The organism is Pseudomonas sp. PDM19 (assembly GCF_014852215.1).
GTDB lineage: Bacteria > Pseudomonadota > Gammaproteobacteria > Pseudomonadales > Pseudomonadaceae > Pseudomonas.
Genome location: NZ_JACVBG010000002.1, coordinates 701,703 through 717,844 on the forward strand (window position 1 = coordinate 701,703; position 16,142 = coordinate 717,844).

The 16,142-nt window shown below is 67.3% G+C and carries 13 protein-coding genes; 9 read left to right on the forward strand and 4 right to left on the reverse strand.

Annotated elements, in window-relative coordinates; all coding sequences use genetic code 11:
* Positions 1-23: 23 nt before the first annotated feature.
* Entirely contained in the window at positions 24-1,979 is a 1,956-nt protein-coding gene (lapD, locus tag IB273_RS11635; protein ID WP_192224118.1) for a cyclic di-GMP receptor LapD, read from the reverse strand.
* A 12-nt stretch (positions 1,980-1,991) separates the two neighbouring features.
* A complete protein-coding gene (lapG, locus tag IB273_RS11640; RefSeq protein ID WP_081520260.1) occupies positions 1,992-2,693 on the reverse strand; it encodes a cysteine protease LapG in 702 nt (233 codons plus the stop codon).
* 208 nt (positions 2,694-2,901) lie between these two features.
* Between lapG and IB273_RS11645 the strand changes: the two genes are divergently transcribed.
* From IB273_RS11645 to IB273_RS11660, 4 genes are read left to right on the forward strand one after another with little or no spacing between them, the layout of a single operon-like run.
* Complete coding sequence (locus tag IB273_RS11645; RefSeq protein ID WP_218189956.1) at positions 2,902-4,047, forward strand: efflux RND transporter periplasmic adaptor subunit; 1,146 nt, start codon at positions 2,902-2,904, stop codon at positions 4,045-4,047.
* A complete protein-coding gene (locus IB273_RS11650; RefSeq protein ID WP_192224119.1) occupies positions 4,044-7,139 on the forward strand; it encodes a multidrug efflux RND transporter permease subunit in 3,096 nt (1,031 codons plus the stop codon). Before IB273_RS11645 ends, IB273_RS11650 begins: the two co-directional genes overlap by 4 nt.
* A gap of 52 nt (positions 7,140-7,191) precedes the next feature.
* Complete coding sequence (locus IB273_RS11655; RefSeq protein ID WP_151187940.1) at positions 7,192-7,884, forward strand: heavy metal response regulator transcription factor; 693 nt, start codon at positions 7,192-7,194, stop codon at positions 7,882-7,884.
* Positions 7,881-9,314 (forward strand): heavy metal sensor histidine kinase, encoded by a 1,434-nt coding sequence (locus tag IB273_RS11660; protein WP_192224120.1) that lies wholly within the window; start codon positions 7,881-7,883, stop codon positions 9,312-9,314. The genes IB273_RS11655 and IB273_RS11660 overlap by 4 nt, the downstream gene beginning before the upstream one ends.
* Here the strand turns inward: IB273_RS11660 and IB273_RS11665 are convergent.
* Both IB273_RS11665 and IB273_RS11670 read right to left on the reverse strand, forming a co-directional pair.
* Positions 9,306-9,704, reverse strand: coding sequence for a YbaN family protein (locus IB273_RS11665; protein WP_192224121.1), 399 nt, complete (start codon positions 9,702-9,704; stop codon positions 9,306-9,308). The two genes, IB273_RS11660 and IB273_RS11665, sit on opposite strands and share 9 nt — an antisense overlap.
* A gap of 51 nt (positions 9,705-9,755) precedes the next feature.
* Positions 9,756-10,343 (reverse strand): YecA family protein, encoded by a 588-nt coding sequence (locus IB273_RS11670; RefSeq protein ID WP_045212487.1) that lies wholly within the window; start codon positions 10,341-10,343, stop codon positions 9,756-9,758.
* 196 nt (positions 10,344-10,539) lie between these two features.
* Between IB273_RS11670 and recQ the strand changes: the two genes are divergently transcribed.
* The 5 genes from recQ (at position 10,540) to slyA (ending at position 15,980) form a co-directional block, all read left to right on the forward strand.
* Positions 10,540-12,684: a DNA helicase RecQ gene (gene recQ, locus IB273_RS11675; RefSeq protein ID WP_192224122.1), complete on the forward strand. Its 2,145-nt coding sequence runs from the start codon at positions 10,540-10,542 to the stop codon at positions 12,682-12,684.
* 103 nt (positions 12,685-12,787) lie between these two features.
* Entirely contained in the window at positions 12,788-13,060 is a 273-nt protein-coding gene (locus IB273_RS11680) for a hypothetical protein (RefSeq protein ID WP_081520266.1), read from the forward strand.
* A gap of 67 nt (positions 13,061-13,127) precedes the next feature.
* Entirely contained in the window at positions 13,128-14,324 is a 1,197-nt protein-coding gene (locus tag IB273_RS11685; protein WP_192224123.1) for a sensor domain-containing diguanylate cyclase, read from the forward strand.
* Positions 14,325-14,421: 97 nt separating this feature from the next.
* On the forward strand, positions 14,422-15,438 hold the full coding sequence (locus tag IB273_RS11690) for a DUF2804 domain-containing protein (RefSeq protein ID WP_192224124.1): 1,017 nt from the start codon (positions 14,422-14,424) through the stop codon (positions 15,436-15,438).
* Between the two features lie 107 nt (positions 15,439-15,545).
* Complete coding sequence (slyA, locus tag IB273_RS11695) at positions 15,546-15,980, forward strand: transcriptional regulator SlyA (RefSeq protein ID WP_081520269.1); 435 nt, start codon at positions 15,546-15,548, stop codon at positions 15,978-15,980.
* Positions 15,981-16,142 lie beyond the last annotated feature (162 nt).

A 16,142-nucleotide genomic window follows, 5' to 3' on the forward strand; every position in this document is an offset into this window, starting at 1 on the left:
GAGCCGCCGGCTGGGCCAGCGGTCTACCCGCCGTTCTTCTGCGAAGGCTTCGGCGCCCCGACCAGCCGCCCCATCGCGCCGGCAATCCCCATCTCCCGCAGCACCTGCAGCTCGCCCTCGGTCTCGACCATCTCCGCGATCAGCGGCAGGTCGATGCTGTTGGAGGCGCGGTACATGGCTTCGATGAACAGACGCTTGTCGTTGTCCTGGTCGATTGCGCGGATGTAGCTGCCGTCGATCTTCAGGTACGCGAGGCCCAGACGGGTCAGGTTGCCGATCAGGCTGAAGCGTCCGCCGAAGTGCTGCAGGCCCAGCTTGGCGCCGACGTCCTGCACCGACTGGGCGAGCGTCTCCAGCTCGGCCGGCGGCGGCAGGTAGCGTTCGTCTACTTCCAGGGTCATCAGCTGCGCTTCCTGCGGGTGGGCGCGGAGGATTTCGAACAGCTGGCGTAGGGGCTCGGCGCTGCGCACGGTTTCTGCCGACAGTGACAAGGCCAGTGGCGCCGGTTGCTGGGCGAGGTGGGCGAGGGCGTGTTCGAGCATGGCCAGGTCGAACCGCGCGGACCAGCCGAAGCGTTCGATCCACGGCAGGAACTGCCCGGCGGCGATGGCCTCGCCCTTGGGATCGAGCAGCCGCGCGAGGACTTTCTGGTGCAGCAGTTCGCCTTTCTCGGCGCAGGCGCGCACAGGCTGGAACCACAGCTGCAACTTGCCTTTCTGCAGGGCGTCGTCGAGCCACTCGCGCCAGGCGCGGGAGTCCTGCGCGGGCTGGCCGCCGGAGCTGTCCAGGCGCTGCCAGGGATGGTCCGGGGTGGCCTGTGACTGCGCCAGGGCCTGGTCCGCGCGGGACATTACGCTGGCCGCGGATTCGCCGGGGCGGAAGGCCGCGAGCCCAAGGTGCGCCACCGGCTTGCAGTCGCTGGCGCCGGTGCCGCGCAGGTTCTCCAGGGCGGCGCTGAGCTGGTCGGCCAGCAGTTCGGCGCTGGCGCTGTCGACGCCGGGGGCGAGCAGGGTGAACTCGCCGCCACGGCTGCGCGCGGCGAGCCAGTCCGGGGTGCCGTGGGTCTCGCGCTCACGCTCCAGCAACTCGGCGACGTCGCGGATCAGCGCGTCGGTGCGTTGCCCGCCCAGGCGCTGGTTGAGCCCGGCCAGGTCATTCAGGCGCAGCAGCAGCAGATAGCCGGCGGCGTTCTGTTCGCTGGGGGACAATTGCGCATCCAGCCGCGCGTCGAACAGGCGGCGGTTGGCCAGGCCAGAGAGGCTGTCCTGGTAGGCCTCTTCGCGCAGTTTCTCGCTGCGGGTGGCTTCCTCGGCGAACAGCGCCTTGAGCTTGTCGACCATCTGGTTCATCGCCTGCACCACACGCTTGAGCTCGGGAGTGCGCGGCTCCTTGGGCAGGGTGAGGAATTCGCGGCGGGTGATGGCGTGGGCCTGCTGCACCATCTGGTCCAGCGGCTTGAGCTGGGTGCGCAGCAGCCAGCCGCCAAGGATGGCGCTGACCAGCCCGCAGGCCAGCAGCCAGGCGAGGCTGCCCAGCGCGCCGTCCCACAGCTTGGCCAGGGCGAACTGCGGATGGCTGACCACCTCGACCCGCGCGGCCTGTTCCCAGCCGCGCATGATCAGCGCATCGCCGCCCTGGGCCTTGAGGTTGACCAGCTTGGCGAACCAGCCCGGCACCTGCTGGTTCTGCGTGTCGCTGTCGCGCTCGACTATCACCTTGCCCTCGGGAATGCTCACCACGCGGATGGTGGCGAAGTAGCCGGAATCGAAGATCGAGCTGACCATCAGCTCGATCATCGCCGGGTCGTCCACATGTGGGGTGAGCGACAGCCCCAGTGCGGTGGCGGCATCCTGGGCGTGGGAGCGCAACTGGCTGATCATCTGCTCGCGAGAGCTTTCCAGGCTGGCGGCGAAGCTGCCGGCGAAGGCCACTACGAGGAACAGGCAGATCGCCAGGAACAGTTGCTTGAGCAATGACATGCCGGGTTTCTCCTATCGCGTCTCGTCGAGGTCCAGGCCCTCGGCGCGCATCTTGGTCAACAGGTCCTGCCAGCGCGACAGCTTCTTGCTGTCGCCGGTGCGCTTGCCGCCGCCAGGGCCGGGCAGCCACAGCCCCTCGGCGTTGAAGGCGTAGACGGGCAGGAGGTCCTTGCGCTGGGAGGCGGGCTTGATCTGCGGGATCAGGTTGTCCAGCACCAGCGGTTCGGCAGTGGGGGAGGCGTAGTAGGTGAGCACCATGTGCGCCTGGTTCTGCTGCAGCGCCTTGACGTAGGTGATGCGCAGCTTGTCGCTGGCGACCCCGAGGCGGCGCAGGGTGACGAACTTGGCGATGGAGTAGTCCTCGCAGTCGCCGGCGCCCTTGTAGAGGGATTCCACCGGCGTCGCCCAGTAGTCCTCCTGGCGCCAGACGGTGCGGTCGTCGGTGAATACCAGGGCGCCGTTGAAGAAGGCGTTGACGGCCTTGAGCTTGGCGCTCTCGTCGAGGTTCTCGCTGTCCTGGATCAGCCGTCCCCAGGATTCGATGCGGGTCTTGGCGGTGCCGAGGTTGCCGTAGCGCTGCTCGGCGTTCTTCAGGATGGTGTCGAAGTTCCAGGCGGCGCCGGCGGTCAGCGCGAGGAGCGCGAGCAGCAGCACGCCGGCCCGCAGACGCAGCGGGCTGGCGAACAGCCAGAGGGCTCCTCGGGGTGGCTGCATCGCCAGCGCTCCATGTGGGATGTGTGGAGTCTAGGCGCTCTTCGAAAACTTGCGCTGGCGCATCGCCATTGGGCGAAAAGCCCCGTCGTACGGGCTCTGCCGGCGAATCTGACAGGATTGTCATTTAAGGGTCAGCGTGCGGTCCCGCGCTCTGGCTTATAACCCCAGGATGCGGCCGCTGTGGCCGAACCAGACGCAGGAGAGCGGGATGCAGGGGCAACGGCGGGTTTGGCTGGCGGCAGGGTTGCTGGGGGTGACGGCGCTGGGAGCGGGTATCTGGGGCTTTGCCGGCCGGCACGAGGCGCCGCAGGCGGCGGCCCAGCCAGCCGGCGTGCCGGTGACCCTGGCGCGCGTGGCCCGCGAGGACCTGACGCAGAACCTCGATGGCGTCGGTACAGTCACCTCGCTGCACAGCGTGCTGGTGCGCCCGCAGGTCGAAGGCCAGCTCACCGCGTTGCTGGTGGAAGAGGGGCAGATGGTCAAGGAAGGCGAACTGCTGGCGACCATCGACGACCGCGCCATCAACGCCGCGCTGGAGCAGGCCGAGGCGACCAGGCAGAGCAATCAGGCGCAGCTGCGCATCGTCGAGCAGGACCTGGCGCGCTACCAGACGCTGAGCCAGCGCGGCTCGATTTCCCGCCAGACCTTGGAGCAGACCGAAGCCGAGGCAGCGCGCCTGCGTGCGACCCTGCGCGGCAACCAGGCCACCATCGACGCCGAGCGCGTGCGCCTGTCCTACACCCGCATCACCTCGCCGGTCGCCGGCCGCGTCGGCATCCGCAACGTCGACGTCGGCAACCTGCTGCGCACCAATGACAGCAGCGGCCTGTTCACCGTCACCCAGATGTCGCCGATCTCGGTGGTCTTCGCCCTGCCGCAGGAAAGCCTGCCGCAGCTGCAACCGCTGATGAAGGGTGACTCCCCGGTGGTCGCGCGCAGCCGCGACGGCGGCCAGCTGCTCGGCGAGGGCCACCTGCGCAGCATCGACAACCAGGTCGCCAGCAGCACCGGGACCATCCGCGTGCGCGCGGTCTTCGACAACAAGGACGGCCAGCTCTGGCCGGGGCAGTTCGTCGCCATCGACCTGCAGTCCGGCGTGCTGCGCAACGGCCTGGTGCTGGACAGCCGTGCCGTGCGCCGTGGTCTGGACGGTGCCTTCGTGTTCCGCATCGAGGACGGCAAGGCGCAGAAGGTGCCGGTGCGCATTGTCCAGGAAGTGGATGGCCGCACGCTGGTCGAAGGCCTCGCGGCGGACGATGAAGTGGTGCTCGACGGCCACTCGCGCCTGACCCCCGGCGCCCGCGTGGACGTGCAGGGCGACGTGCAGACCCTGGCCCGCCGGAGCGAGCCATGAGCGTGCGCGCCGGCATGTCCGGCTGGTGCGTGCGCCACCCCATTGCCACCTGCCTGCTGACCATCGCCTCGCTGCTGCTCGGCCTGCTGGCGTTCTTCCGTCTTGGCGTAGCGCCACTGCCGCAGGTGGATTTCCCCACCATCCAGGTGCAGGCGCTGCTCCCCGGCGGCAGTCCGGAGACCATGGCGTCCTCGGTGGCGACCCCGCTGGAGGTGCAGTTCAGCGCCATCCCCGGCATCACCCAGATGCTCTCCACCAGCGCCCTGGGCTCGACCACCCTGACGCTGCAGTTCGACCTGGAAAAGAACATCGACGTCGCCGCCCAGGAGGTCACCGCCGCGATCAACGCCGCCGCCGGGCGTCTGCCGGCGGACATGCCGAACCTGCCGACCTGGCGCAAGATCAACCCGGCGGACAGCCCGATCATGATCGTCCGGGTGAATTCCGAGCTGATGCCGCTGATTGAGCTCAGTGACCTTGCCGAAGTGCTGCTGTCACGCCAGCTCAGCCAGATCAGCGGGGTCGGGCAGATCTTCGTGGTCGGCCAGCAGCGCCCGGCGATCCGCATCCAGGCGCAGCCGGAGAAGCTCGCCGCCTACCGCCTGACCCTGGCCGACCTGCGCCAGTCGCTGCAGTCGGCGAGCATCAACCAGGCCAAGGGTGCGCTGTTCGGCGACGGCCGTGTGTCCACCCTGGCGGCCAATGACCAGCTGTTCAGCCCCAGCGAGTACGGCGACCTCGTGGTTGCCTACCGCGCCGGCGCACCGGTGTTCCTGCGCGATCTGGCGAAGGTGGTGAAGGCGCCGGAAGACGACTACGTGCAGGCCTGGCCGGACGGCCGCCCCGGCGTGGCGCTGGTGATCCTGCGCCAGCCCGGCGCGAATATCGTCGAAACCTCCGATGCCATCCAGGCCGAGCTGCCACGCCTGCGCGAAATGCTGCCGGCGGGCGTCGAAGTGGAAGTGCTCAACGACCGCACCCGCACCATCCGCGCCTCGCTGCATGAAGTGGAGCTGACCCTGCTGCTGACCATGGGGCTGGTGGTGCTGGTGATGGGGCTGTTCCTGCGCCAGCTGTCGGCCACCCTGATCGTCGCCACCGTGCTGGCGGTGTCGCTCAGCGCCAGCTTCGCCGCGATGTACCTGCTGGGCTTCACCCTGAACAACCTGACATTGGTGGCACTGATCATCGCCGTGGGCTTCATCGTCGACGACGCCATCGTGGTGGTGGAGAACATCCACCGCCACCTGGAGCAGGGCAAGGACCGGGTGCAGGCGGCACTGGCCGGCGCCTCGGAGATCAGCTTCACGGTGGTCTCCATCAGCTTCTCGCTGATCGCCGCGTTCATCCCGCTGCTGTTCATGGGCGGCATCGTCGGGCGGCTGTTCCGCGAGTTCGCTGTCAGCGTCACGGCGGCCATCCTGATTTCGGTGGTCGCTTCGCTGACCATCGCGCCGATGCTGGCCTCGCGTTTCATGGGCGCGCCGAAGCATGGACATGATGACGCAGGCATCGCCGGTTGGCTGCTGGCACGCTACGCCAAGGGGCTGGACTGGTCGCTGCATCACCAGCGCACGGTGCTGGCCGGCTTCGTGGTCTGCGTGGCCATCGCGGTGGGCGGCTACGTCGGCATTCCCAAGGGCTTCTTCCCGTCCCAGGACACCGCCTTCGTCTTCGGCACCACCCAGGCCGCCGAAGACATCTCCTATGCCGACATGGCCGAGAAGCACAAGCAGCTCGCCGACATCGTTGCCGCCGACCCGGCGGTACAGAGCTATAACCACGCCATCGGCATCACCGGCGGCAGCCAGAGCCTGGCCAACGGGCGTTTCTGGATCGTGCTCAAGGACCGTGGCGACCGCGACGTCTCGGTGGACGAGTTCATCAACCGCATCCGGCCCAAGCTGGCCAAGGTGCCGGGTATCGTCCTCTACCTGCGTTCGGCGCAGGACATCAACCTTGCCACCGGGCCGGTGCGCACCCAGTACCAGTACGCCCTGCGCAGCAATGACAGCGCGGCGCTGGCGCAGTGGGCGGATCGCCTGACCCAGCGGCTGAAGGAGGAGGGCGGCCTGCAGGATGTGTCCAACGACCTGCAGATGGGCGCCAGCGTCACCTCGCTTGCGATCGACCGGGTGGCGGCGGCGCGCTTCGGGCTGTCCGCCGAGGACGTCAGCCAGACCCTCTATGACGCCTTCGGCCAGCGCCAGGTCGGCGAATTCCAGACCGAGGTCAACCAGTACAAGGTCATCCTCGAACTGGATTCGCGCCAGCGCGGCCGCGCGGAAAGCCTGGCCTGGTTCCACCTGCGTTCGCCGCTGACCGGCGAGATGGTGCCGCTGGCAGCCCTGGCGCGGGTCACGCCGGCCAAGTCGGGGCCGCTGCAGATCAACCACAACGGCATGTTCCCGGCCGTCACGCTGTCCTTCAACCTGTCGCCGGGCGTGGCCCTGGGCGACGCCGTGAACCTGGTGCAGCGGGCGCAGGCGGAGATCGGCATGCCGTCGAGCATCAGCGGCGAATTCCAGGGCGCCGCAGCAGCCTTCCAGAGTTCACTGGCGAGCCAGCCGCTGCTGATCCTTGCGGCGCTGTTCGCGGTCTACGTGATCCTCGGCGTGCTCTACGAGAGCTTCGTGCACCCGCTGACCATCCTCTCCACCTTGCCTTCGGCCGGCATCGGCGCGGTGTTCCTGCTCTGGGGCTGGGGCCTGGAGTTCTCGGTGATGGCGCTGATCGGCCTGGTGCTGCTGATCGGCATCGTCAAGAAGAACGGCATCCTGATGGTCGACTTCGCCCTGGCCGCGCAACGCCAGCGCGGGCTGTCGCCCTATGACGCGATCCGCGAGGCGTGCCTGGCGCGCTTCCGGCCGATCATGATGACCACCCTGGCCGCGCTGCTGGGGGCGATCCCCCTGATGATCGGCTTCGGCACCGGCTCGGAACTGCGCCAGCCGCTGGGCGTGGCGGTGGTCGGCGGGCTGGTCTTCAGCCAGGCGCTGACCCTGTTCAGCACACCGGTGGTGTACCTGGCGCTGGACCGGCTGTTCCATCGCCAGCAACCGGCACCGGCCGCGCTGGGAGGTGCGGTATGAGGAGCGGCTGGGTAGCATGCCGGACTGCGGGCGTCACGAACGGAGGGCTGGCATGCGCGTACTGATTGTCGAAGACGAGAGCAAGACCGCCGACTACCTGCAACGCGGGCTGAGCGAGCAGGGCTTCACCGTGGACGTCGCCAGCAACGGCATCGACGGCCGGCACTTGGCGCTCAATGGCGAATACGACGTCATCGTCCTCGACGTGATGCTCCCCGGCATCGACGGCTACGGCGTGCTGCGCGCCCTGCGCGAGCAGCGGCAGACGCCGGTGATCATGCTCACCGCCCGCGAGCGGGTGGAAGACCGCGTGCGCGGCCTGCGCGAGGGCGCCGACGATTACCTGATCAAGCCGTTCTCCTTCCTTGAACTGGTGGCGCGCCTGCAGGCCCTGACCCGCCGTGGCGCACACCTGGAAAGCGCGACGCAGATGCGCATTGCCGACCTCGCCATCGACCTGGTCAGCCGCCGTGTGCAGCGCGGCGGCACGCGCCTGGAGCTGACCGCCAAGGAGTATTCGCTGCTCTGCGTGCTGGCCCAGCGCAGTGGTGAAATCCTTTCCAAGACGGCCATCGCCGAGCTGGTCTGGGACATCAATTTCGACACCGACACCAACGTCGTCGAGGTCGCCATCAAGCGCCTGCGCGCCAAGCTTGACGGCCCCTTCGACACCAAGCTGCTGCATACCATCCGGGGCATGGGCTACGTGCTGGAAAGCCGCACCACCCAGGAGCGCGAGGCATGAGGGGGCTGTCGCTGTCCACGCGCCTGGCCGGCATGTTCGCCGGCGCCGCGCTGGGCATCTTCCTGCTGATCGGCTCGGCCCTCTACTGCGTGCTGGACGGGCAGATCGAGCGTCTGCAGCGCTCGGAGCTGGACACCCGCTTCAACATGGTCGCGCGCATGCTCGACAAGCCCGACCTGGCCGAACGCTGGCCGCACATGCAGCTCAAGCTCAATACCCTGAGCCAGGAGTACCAGCTGATCCGCTTCTGGATCGACAGCGACGATTCGCGCTTCCGCTACGGCCAGCCCAACGACGCGGTACGGCGGATGCTCGGGAGCGGCAACGGCTACGCCGAACTGGAACTGCCCGGCCACGATTCGCCGCTCAGCGCCCGCGTCGGCGTGCTGCCGGCCAGCGGCTCGCGCCCGGAGCTGGTGCTGCTCGCGGCGATCGACAGCGTGGCCTTCCAGCACGCTCGCCACGCCACGCTGATCACCCTGTTCGTGCTGTCCGCTCTGGGCATCGCCCTGGCGACGCTGTGCGGGCATTGGATTGCCCGGGTCGGCCTGCGGCCGGTGCGCGAACTCTCCGCCGAGGCGCGGCAGATCAGCCCGAAGCAATTGTCCCAGCGCCTGCGCCTGGAGGGCCTGCCGACGGAGTTGTCTGCGCTGGCGGGCGCCTTCAACGAGGCGCTGGATCGGCTGGAGCAGGCCTACCTGCGTCTGGAGTCGTTCAACGCCGACGTTGCCCACGAACTGCGCACGCCGCTGGCCAACCTGATCGGCCAGAGTCAGGTGGCGTTGTCTCGCGAGCGCAGTGCGCAGGATTACGAAGAGGTGCTGCAGTCCAACCTGGAGGAACTGGAGCGCCTGCGCGCCATCGTCAACGACATGCTGTTCCTCGCTCGCGTTGATCAGGGCGGGCTGGCGGCCGAGCGGGTGGAAACCTCGCTGGCGGCCGAAGTGGCGACGACCGTGGATTTCCTCGAGGTGATCTTCGACGAGCAGGGCGTGCAGGTGAACCTTCGTGGCGATGCCCGTGCCTGTGTCGAGCGGGCGCTGTTCCAGCGTGCGGTGACCAACCTGCTGTACAACGCAGCCCAGCACACCGCACCGGGCGGTCGTATCGAGGTGCGCCTGAGTGGCGAGCGCGGCGCCGCGCTGGTGGAAGTCAGCAACCCCGGCGAGCCGATCAACGCCGAACAGCGCGCGCGCCTGTTCGAGCGCTTCTACCGCGCCGACCTGGCCCGCGCCAACAGCCAGAGCAGCCACGGGCTGGGGCTGTCCATCGTCAAGGCGGTGGCGAGCATGCATGGTGGTTCGGTGTTCGTGCGCAGCGAGGGGGGCATCAACACCTTTGGCTTTACCGTGGATGCGGTGGGGCCGGTGGTGGCGCCCGTGCAGGAAGAGGGCGGCCAGGTGCCGCAGCTGACTCCGCGATCAGTCTAGGCGCCGGGTCTTGGTGCGGATCAGGTAGATGCTCACCAGCGTCGCACTGGTCAGCATGAACGCCCAGGCCCAGGGGCGTTGCACCACGAAGCCGGAAACCAGGATGCTGCACCACATCAGGCCGATGGCGTAGACCTTGCCCTTGAGCGGGATGCCTTCACCGTCCAGGTAGTCGCGAATCCACGGGCCGAGCTTGGGGTGGTTCACCAGCCAGTCGTAGAAGCGCTGGGAGCTGCGGATGAAGCAGGCGGCGGCGAGCAGAAGGAAGGGAGTGGTGGGCAGGACCGGCAGGAAGATGCCGATCACGCCCAAGGCCACGCTGAGCCAGCCGACGCCGAGCAGGCAGTAGCGAACCCAGGCGTGGCGGCTCTGGCGGATTTCTCGAGGCATCGACTGGCGCGAAACGAGTCCGGAGCCGCGTGGCGCAGCTCCGGTGGCGGATCAGTGAGTGCGCGGCTTCAGCAGCGCCGGCTTCTCTTCCGGCGCCTGGCACAGCAGGAACAGGTTGGTCAGCAGCTCGGGGATCTGCGCGACCATGTCGTCCACCAGCCCGCGGTCGCTGGCGATCTCGTCGAACTCGGGCTGTTCGTCGAACAGGCCGGAACCGACCATGATCGGCAGCAGCAGCTCGCTGACTTCTTCCTCGGCCTGCTCGAACCAGATGGCCTCGCGCAGGAACACGCCTTCCATGAAGCCGATGCACCAGCCGCGGATGTCGGAGTCGTCCGGCTCGTCGCCCAGGTAGGGCTCGCAGGGCAGCTCCAGTTCCTCGTCACCGGCCATCTGGCGGATGATGTGCGCCTTCAGCTGGACCAGGGTGGATTCGATCTCGCTGCGCTCTTCCTCGCTGCGGTAGTGCGGCGGCTCAGCGAACAGGGCGTCGATCCACTCGCGCTCCGGCACTTCCTCCGGGCAGATCGCCAGGGCGGTCAGGTAGCCGTGTGCCGCCACGTAGTCCAAGGCTTCCTCGTGCAGGTCATCGGCATCGAGAAAGGCTTGCAGGCGGGACAATTGGTCGGCGAAGGACATCGGGTACTACCTCGGAGGTGATCGGTCCCGAATTGTAGTCTTTCCGCAGGCCCGCGGCAAAAGCCAAATGCCCGTGCAGCCCGCGCCGACGCAGGGCTCGGACGCATGTGACGGATTTTTCCGCAGTTTCCCGGACAAGGTGCCGGCCGCAGCGGGATCGCTTGCGTATAATGCGCGGCTTCATTCGGAGTCCCCCATGCTCGATCAGGCCCTGCGCATCCTCAAAGACGTTTTCGGTTACGACGCCTTCCGCGGCAATCAGGCGCGGATCATCGAGCGCGTGGCCGGCGGCGGCGATGCCCTGGTGCTGATGCCCACCGGCGGCGGCAAGTCGCTGTGCTTCCAGGTTCCGGCGCTGCTGCGCGAGGGCCTGACGGTGGTGGTTTCGCCGCTGATCGCGCTGATGGAGGACCAGGTCGCCACGCTGGACGAACTGGGTGTGCCGGTGGCGGCGCTGAACTCCTCGCTGAGCCCCGAGGCCCAGCGCGAGATCGCCGACCGCCTGCAGCGCGGCGAGATCAAGCTGCTCTACCTCGCCCCGGAACGCCTGGTGCAGCCGCGCATGCTGGCCTTCCTGCAGCGCCTGGAAATCGGCCTGTTCGCCATCGACGAGGCCCACTGCGTGTCGCAGTGGGGCCACGACTTCCGTCCCGAATACCTGCAACTGGGCCAGCTCGCCGAGCTGTTCCCGCACGTGCCGCGCATCGCCCTGACCGCCACGGCGGACATGCGTACCCGCGAGGAGATGATCCAGCGCCTGCACCTGCAGGACGCCGAGCAGTTCCTCTCCAGCTTCGACCGGCCGAACATCTTCTACCGCATCGTGCCCAAGGAGCAGCCGCGCAAGCAGCTGCTGGGCTTCCTGAGCGAGCGGCGCGGCGACGCGGGCATCGTCTACTGCATGTCGCGCAAGAAGGTCGAGGAGGTCGCCGAGTTCCTCTCTAACCAAGGCTTCCCGGCGCTGCCTTACCACGCCGGGCTGTCCAACGACCTGCGCGGCTATCACCAGAAGCGCTTCCTCAACGAGGAAGGGCTGATCATGGTCGCCACCGTCGCCTTCGGCATGGGCATCGACAAACCCAACGTGCGCTTCGTCGCGCACCTGGACCTGCCCAAGAGCCTGGAGGCGTACTACCAGGAAACCGGCCGCGCCGGCCGCGACAGCCTGCCCGCCGACGCCTGGATGGCCTACGGCCTGCAGGACGTGTTGCTGCTGCGGCAGATGATGCAGAACTCCGAGGGCGACGAGCGCCACAAGCGCGTCGAACGGCACAAGCTCGAAGCCATGCTGGCGCTGTGCGAAGAAACCCGCTGCCGCCGCCAGGCGCTGCTGGCCTACTTCGACGAAGTGATGCCCAACCCCTGCGGCCACTGCGACATCTGCGTCGATGGCGTGGAAACCTGGGACGCCACCGAGTCCGCGCGCCAGGCCCTGTCGGCCATCTACCGCAGCGGCCAGCGCTACGGCGTCGGCCACCTGGTGGACGTGCTGCTGGGCAAGGACACCGAAAAAGTGCGCAGCGTCGGGCACCAGCACCTGGCGGTGTTCGGTATCGGTAAATCCCGTGGCGAGGACGAGTGGCGCACGCTGTTCCGCCAACTGGTCGCCCGTGGTTTCGCCGACGTGGATGTTGACGGCTTCAACGGCCTGCGCCTGACCGAGGCCTGCCGTCCGCTGCTGCGCGGCGAGGAGACGTTGGCCCTGCGCCGCGATCCGAAGCCGCAGCGCAGCAAGTCTTCCTCCTCCGGTGGCGCCAGCCCGGCCAGCCAGCTGGTGCGCCAGGAGGAGCGCGAGATGTGGGAAGCCTTGCGCACCCTGCGGCGCAAGCTGGCGGAGGAGCACTCGGTGCCGCCCTACGTCATCTTCCCCGACGCCACCCTGCTGGAAATGCTCCGCAGCCAGCCCACCACGCTGTCCGCCATGGCCCAGGTCAGCGGCGTCGGCGCGCGCAAGCTGGAGCGCTACGGCCAGGCCTTCCTCGATGTCCTCACCGAGTCGGACAAGGCGCCGGACACCCCCGCACCGGTCACCGACCTGCGCCACGAACTGGTGACCCTGGCCCGCGCCGGCATGACCCCCGCGCAGATCGCCCGCCAGCTCGATTGCAGCGAGAAGAACGTCTACAGCCTGCTGGCCGAGGCCATCGGCCGCCAGCAGTTGACCCTGGAACAGGCACTGGACCTGCCCGAGGAACTGCTCGGCGAAGTCCAGGATGCCTTCCTCGACGAGGACGGCGAACTGCCGCCGGTGAGCGCCATCGCCGAGCTGTTCGAAGGCCGCGTGCCTCTGGGTGTCCTGCACTGCGTGCGTGCCGCCCTGCAGGCCGAGCTGGAAGTCTGATCGCGCCGACACACGGCGTTACAGATGAAATATCAATGTGCCAGCAACGGCGCCTTTTTCCACCAGTCCAACCTGTCAGTACGGATCACTGTCGGAGTGACAGATGGCGAGCTGGGTGCGGGTAGTGGCGGGGCTGCTGGTCGTTGGGCAACTCAGTGGATGCGCCAGTGGCGGCGGGCTGACCGAGGGCGGGAAGAACGCCTTGATCGGCGTTGCGGCAGTCGCCCTGGTGGCGGGGCTGGTCATCATGTCCAAGGACGATGACGACGACGACCGTGATTGCCGCAAGCGCCATGGGCATTCGGATCGCCGTTACTGCAACGACTCCTACTACGGCCACGACCGTTACCGGAACTCCCGGGACGATCGCTGGTGAGTGGGCTGCCCCGTCAGTTTCGTGACGGGGCAAAACGACAAACTTGTGACGCACGTCCCGAACGGCTATGGTGGCACTTAGACCTCCACCAGAAGAGGTGAGCGTGCCACAACAACAAAGCTGGCTGGACGACGTCCGCTCCAATGCCTATGCCGAACAGCTCTCCCGGGGCTTTCGCCGCCTGCGTTTCGAACCCGACCTCGAGACCCAGTACCGCCATTACCTGCTCGAAGACAGCTTCGATCTCAAGCGTACCGCGCTGACCATCGGTGTGCTGATCTGGCTGGCGCTGGCGGCCATCGACTTTCTCCTGATCCGGACTGCAGAACACTGGGACATGCTCGCCGTGCGCATCGGCGTGCTGGTGCTGCTGAGCGTCTGCGGCGGGCTGATCCTGCAGCGCCGGCACACCCAGCTGCTGGTGCCGCTGAGCCTGGCCTGCATCCTCAGTGTCGGCATCGGCGCGGCGGCCGTGGCCGGCATCGCCCACACCGTGGACCAGAACTATCCCTACGAGGGCCTGTTGCTGGTCAGCATGGCGGCCTACTTCCTGATCGGCCTGCGCTTCGCCGAGGCGGTGGGCAGCGCTTCGGTGATCCTGCTGGCCTACGTGGGCTTCGAACTCTATGCGGGGTTGCCGCTGGCCAAGCTGATCAGCAACGTGGTGTTCCTGCTGCTGGCCAACCTGGTCGGCGCAGTGGGCTGCTACCTGCTGGACTACAAGTCCCGCCAGCACTTCCTCATCAGCCGCCTGCTGAAAGTCATGGCCGAGCACGACGCCCTGACCGGCCTGCACAACCGCCGCAGTTTCAATCGCCAGCTGGAGCGCCTGTGGCGCCAGGCTCAGCGCGAGAGCGTGGGGCTGGCGCTGCTGCTCTGCGATGTCGATCACTTCAAGGCCTACAACGACCGCTATGGTCACCAGGCCGGCGACGGAGTATTGCAGCGCATCGGCGAGGTGCTGACGGCCAGCGCACGGCGGCCGCTGGACATGGCTGTGCGCCTGGGGGGCGAGGAATTTGCCGTGCTGCTCTACGGCGCCAGTGAGCGCGAGGCCAGGGAGCGCGCCGAAGTCGTGCGCGAGTCGGTGCAGGCGCTGGGCATCGCTCACGAAGGGTCGCTGACGGCGGACGAGGTGACGCTGTCCATCGGCGTGTCCTGCCTGTGGCCGGAGACCGGCCACCCGCTGCGCAGCATCTACGAGCATGCCGACCGTGCCCTGTACGAAGCCAAGGCGTTCGGACGCAACCAGGTCGTCGCCTGATGGCCCATTCGGTCCCCCGAGCTGGCGCCGTGCGTGACTGCGGCGCGCGCAGGCGCGGTGCTAGCATGCGCCGCACCCCGTCACCGAGCCCGCGCCCATGCAGCAGCTGATCCAGCCCAACGGCCAACCGCACTACGGCATCTTTCCCGGCACCCCGGCGACCATCAATTACCGCGATTTCGACTTCCGCTCGCCCATGGGCCGGCGCCTTGGCGCATTGAGCAAGTGGCGCAGCTTCCACCAGTTCCAGTACTTCGGCCTGATCAGCCCGACGCTGATCGGCGGTTGCGCACTGGCGGATGTCAGCCTGCTCACTATCGGTTTCGTCTACCTCTACCACCCCGAGAGCGGGCGGATGATCGAGCGCCAGTTCAAGCGCCCGCTGGGCATGGGGACGAACTTCTCGCAGGCGCCCAACGACGGCGTCTGTGAACTGCGCCAGGGGCGCAACCTGCTGCGCCTGGAAAACAGCTCCGCGCCGTTCGAGAAGCGGCTGCTGGTCGAACTGGATGACGGCACCCGCATCGACGCGCGCTTCAGCGAGGAGCAGCCGGCGTTCCAGCCCATGAGCCTCTGTACGCCAACGGCGGTGAACGGCTGGGTCTACGCGCGCAAGGTGGCCGGCGTGCAGTGCCACGGCGAGGTGCGCAGCGCGCTGGGCGACTACGACCTGCGTGAGCTGGATGCCTACGCGCACCACGACTGGTCCGCCGGCTACATGCGCCGCGAGACGTTCTGGAACTGGGCCTGTCTGTCCGGCGAGACGCATGGGCGGCGCCTTGGGCTGAACCTGTCGTGCGGGGTCAACGAGACCAGCTTCACCGAGAACTGCTACTGGCTCGACGGCCAGTTGGTGAAGGTCGACACCGTGCGCTTCGAATTCGACCGCGACCACCCGCTGCAACCCTGGGCCATCCGTTCCTACGATGGCCAGGTCGAACTGCGTTTCGAGGCCCATGGGCTGCACCAGGAGCGCCTCAATCTCGGCGTGCTGGCCAGCAACTTCAAGCAGATATTCGGGCGCTTCAGCGGCGTACTGCGACCGGCGGGACAGGCCGAGGTGCGCATCGACAACCTGTGGGGGTTCGTCGAAGACCAGTACGCGAAATGGTGAGAGAGCGATTTACACCCTGCGACAATCTGTCATTGTACGGGCTTGATTAGCTGGCTAATAATTAGTCAAATCAATTAGCCGTCCAACCCCCTACCGTACGCAGCACAATGTCAGACAACGATAAGCACTATTTCGGTACCCAACTGGCCCAGGCTTCGCGTGCATGGCGAGCCGAACTCGACCGCCGTCTCAGCCACCTCGGCCTGTCCCAGGCTCGCTGGCTGGTGTTGCTGCACCTGGCCCGTCACGCCGCCGCCCCCACCCAGCGCGAGCTGGCCCAGTCGGTCGGTGTCGAAGGTCCGACCCTGGCGCGCCTGCTCGATGGTCTCGAAGCCCAGGGGCTGGTCCGTCGCCAGGCCGTCGCCGAAGACCGCCGCGCCAAACGCATCGCCCTCACTCCCAAGGCAGACGTCCTGATCACTGATATCGAGAACATCGCCGCCGCCGTTCGCAACGAAGTGCTGGCGGGGATTTCGGAAGAAGAAATCGCGCTGTGTCAGAAAACGCTCAGTCGAATTCTCGGCAACCTCGAGCGAAACTGAGCAATTCATCACGTTATTCGGGTAAAGTAGCCATTTTTCTGGCGGTCCGTTGCAGGGCCGCTGGCCATTCGCTATCCACCCCTTAACCATTCGCCGGTTTTTCGACGATTTATCTTGACCAAACCCTGAGCACCACCTAATCCGTGATATCAGACGGCCTGT

Bases quoted from the DNA above. Each gene is read 5' to 3' on its own strand.
- lapD (WP_192224118.1), bottom strand. From the start codon at position 1,979: ATGTCATTGCTCAAGCAACTGTTCCTGGCGATCTGCCTGTTCCTCGTA.
- lapG (WP_081520260.1), bottom strand. From the start codon at position 2,693: ATGCAGCCACCCCGAGGAGCCCTCTGGCTGTTCGCCAGCCCGCTGCGT.
- IB273_RS11645 (WP_218189956.1), top strand. From the start codon at position 2,902: ATGCAGGGGCAACGGCGGGTTTGGCTGGCGGCAGGGTTGCTGGGGGTG.
- IB273_RS11650 (WP_192224119.1), top strand. From the start codon at position 4,044: ATGAGCGTGCGCGCCGGCATGTCCGGCTGGTGCGTGCGCCACCCCATT.
- IB273_RS11655 (WP_151187940.1), top strand. From the start codon at position 7,192: ATGCGCGTACTGATTGTCGAAGACGAGAGCAAGACCGCCGACTACCTG.
- IB273_RS11660 (WP_192224120.1), top strand. From the start codon at position 7,881: ATGAGGGGGCTGTCGCTGTCCACGCGCCTGGCCGGCATGTTCGCCGGC.
- IB273_RS11665 (WP_192224121.1), bottom strand. From the start codon at position 9,704: ATGCCTCGAGAAATCCGCCAGAGCCGCCACGCCTGGGTTCGCTACTGC.
- IB273_RS11670 (WP_045212487.1), bottom strand. From the start codon at position 10,343: ATGTCCTTCGCCGACCAATTGTCCCGCCTGCAAGCCTTTCTCGATGCC.
- recQ (WP_192224122.1), top strand. From the start codon at position 10,540: ATGCTCGATCAGGCCCTGCGCATCCTCAAAGACGTTTTCGGTTACGAC.
- IB273_RS11680 (WP_081520266.1), top strand. From the start codon at position 12,788: ATGGCGAGCTGGGTGCGGGTAGTGGCGGGGCTGCTGGTCGTTGGGCAA.
- IB273_RS11685 (WP_192224123.1), top strand. From the start codon at position 13,128: ATGGTGGCACTTAGACCTCCACCAGAAGAGGTGAGCGTGCCACAACAA.
- IB273_RS11690 (WP_192224124.1), top strand. From the start codon at position 14,422: ATGCAGCAGCTGATCCAGCCCAACGGCCAACCGCACTACGGCATCTTT.
- slyA (WP_081520269.1), top strand. From the start codon at position 15,546: ATGTCAGACAACGATAAGCACTATTTCGGTACCCAACTGGCCCAGGCT.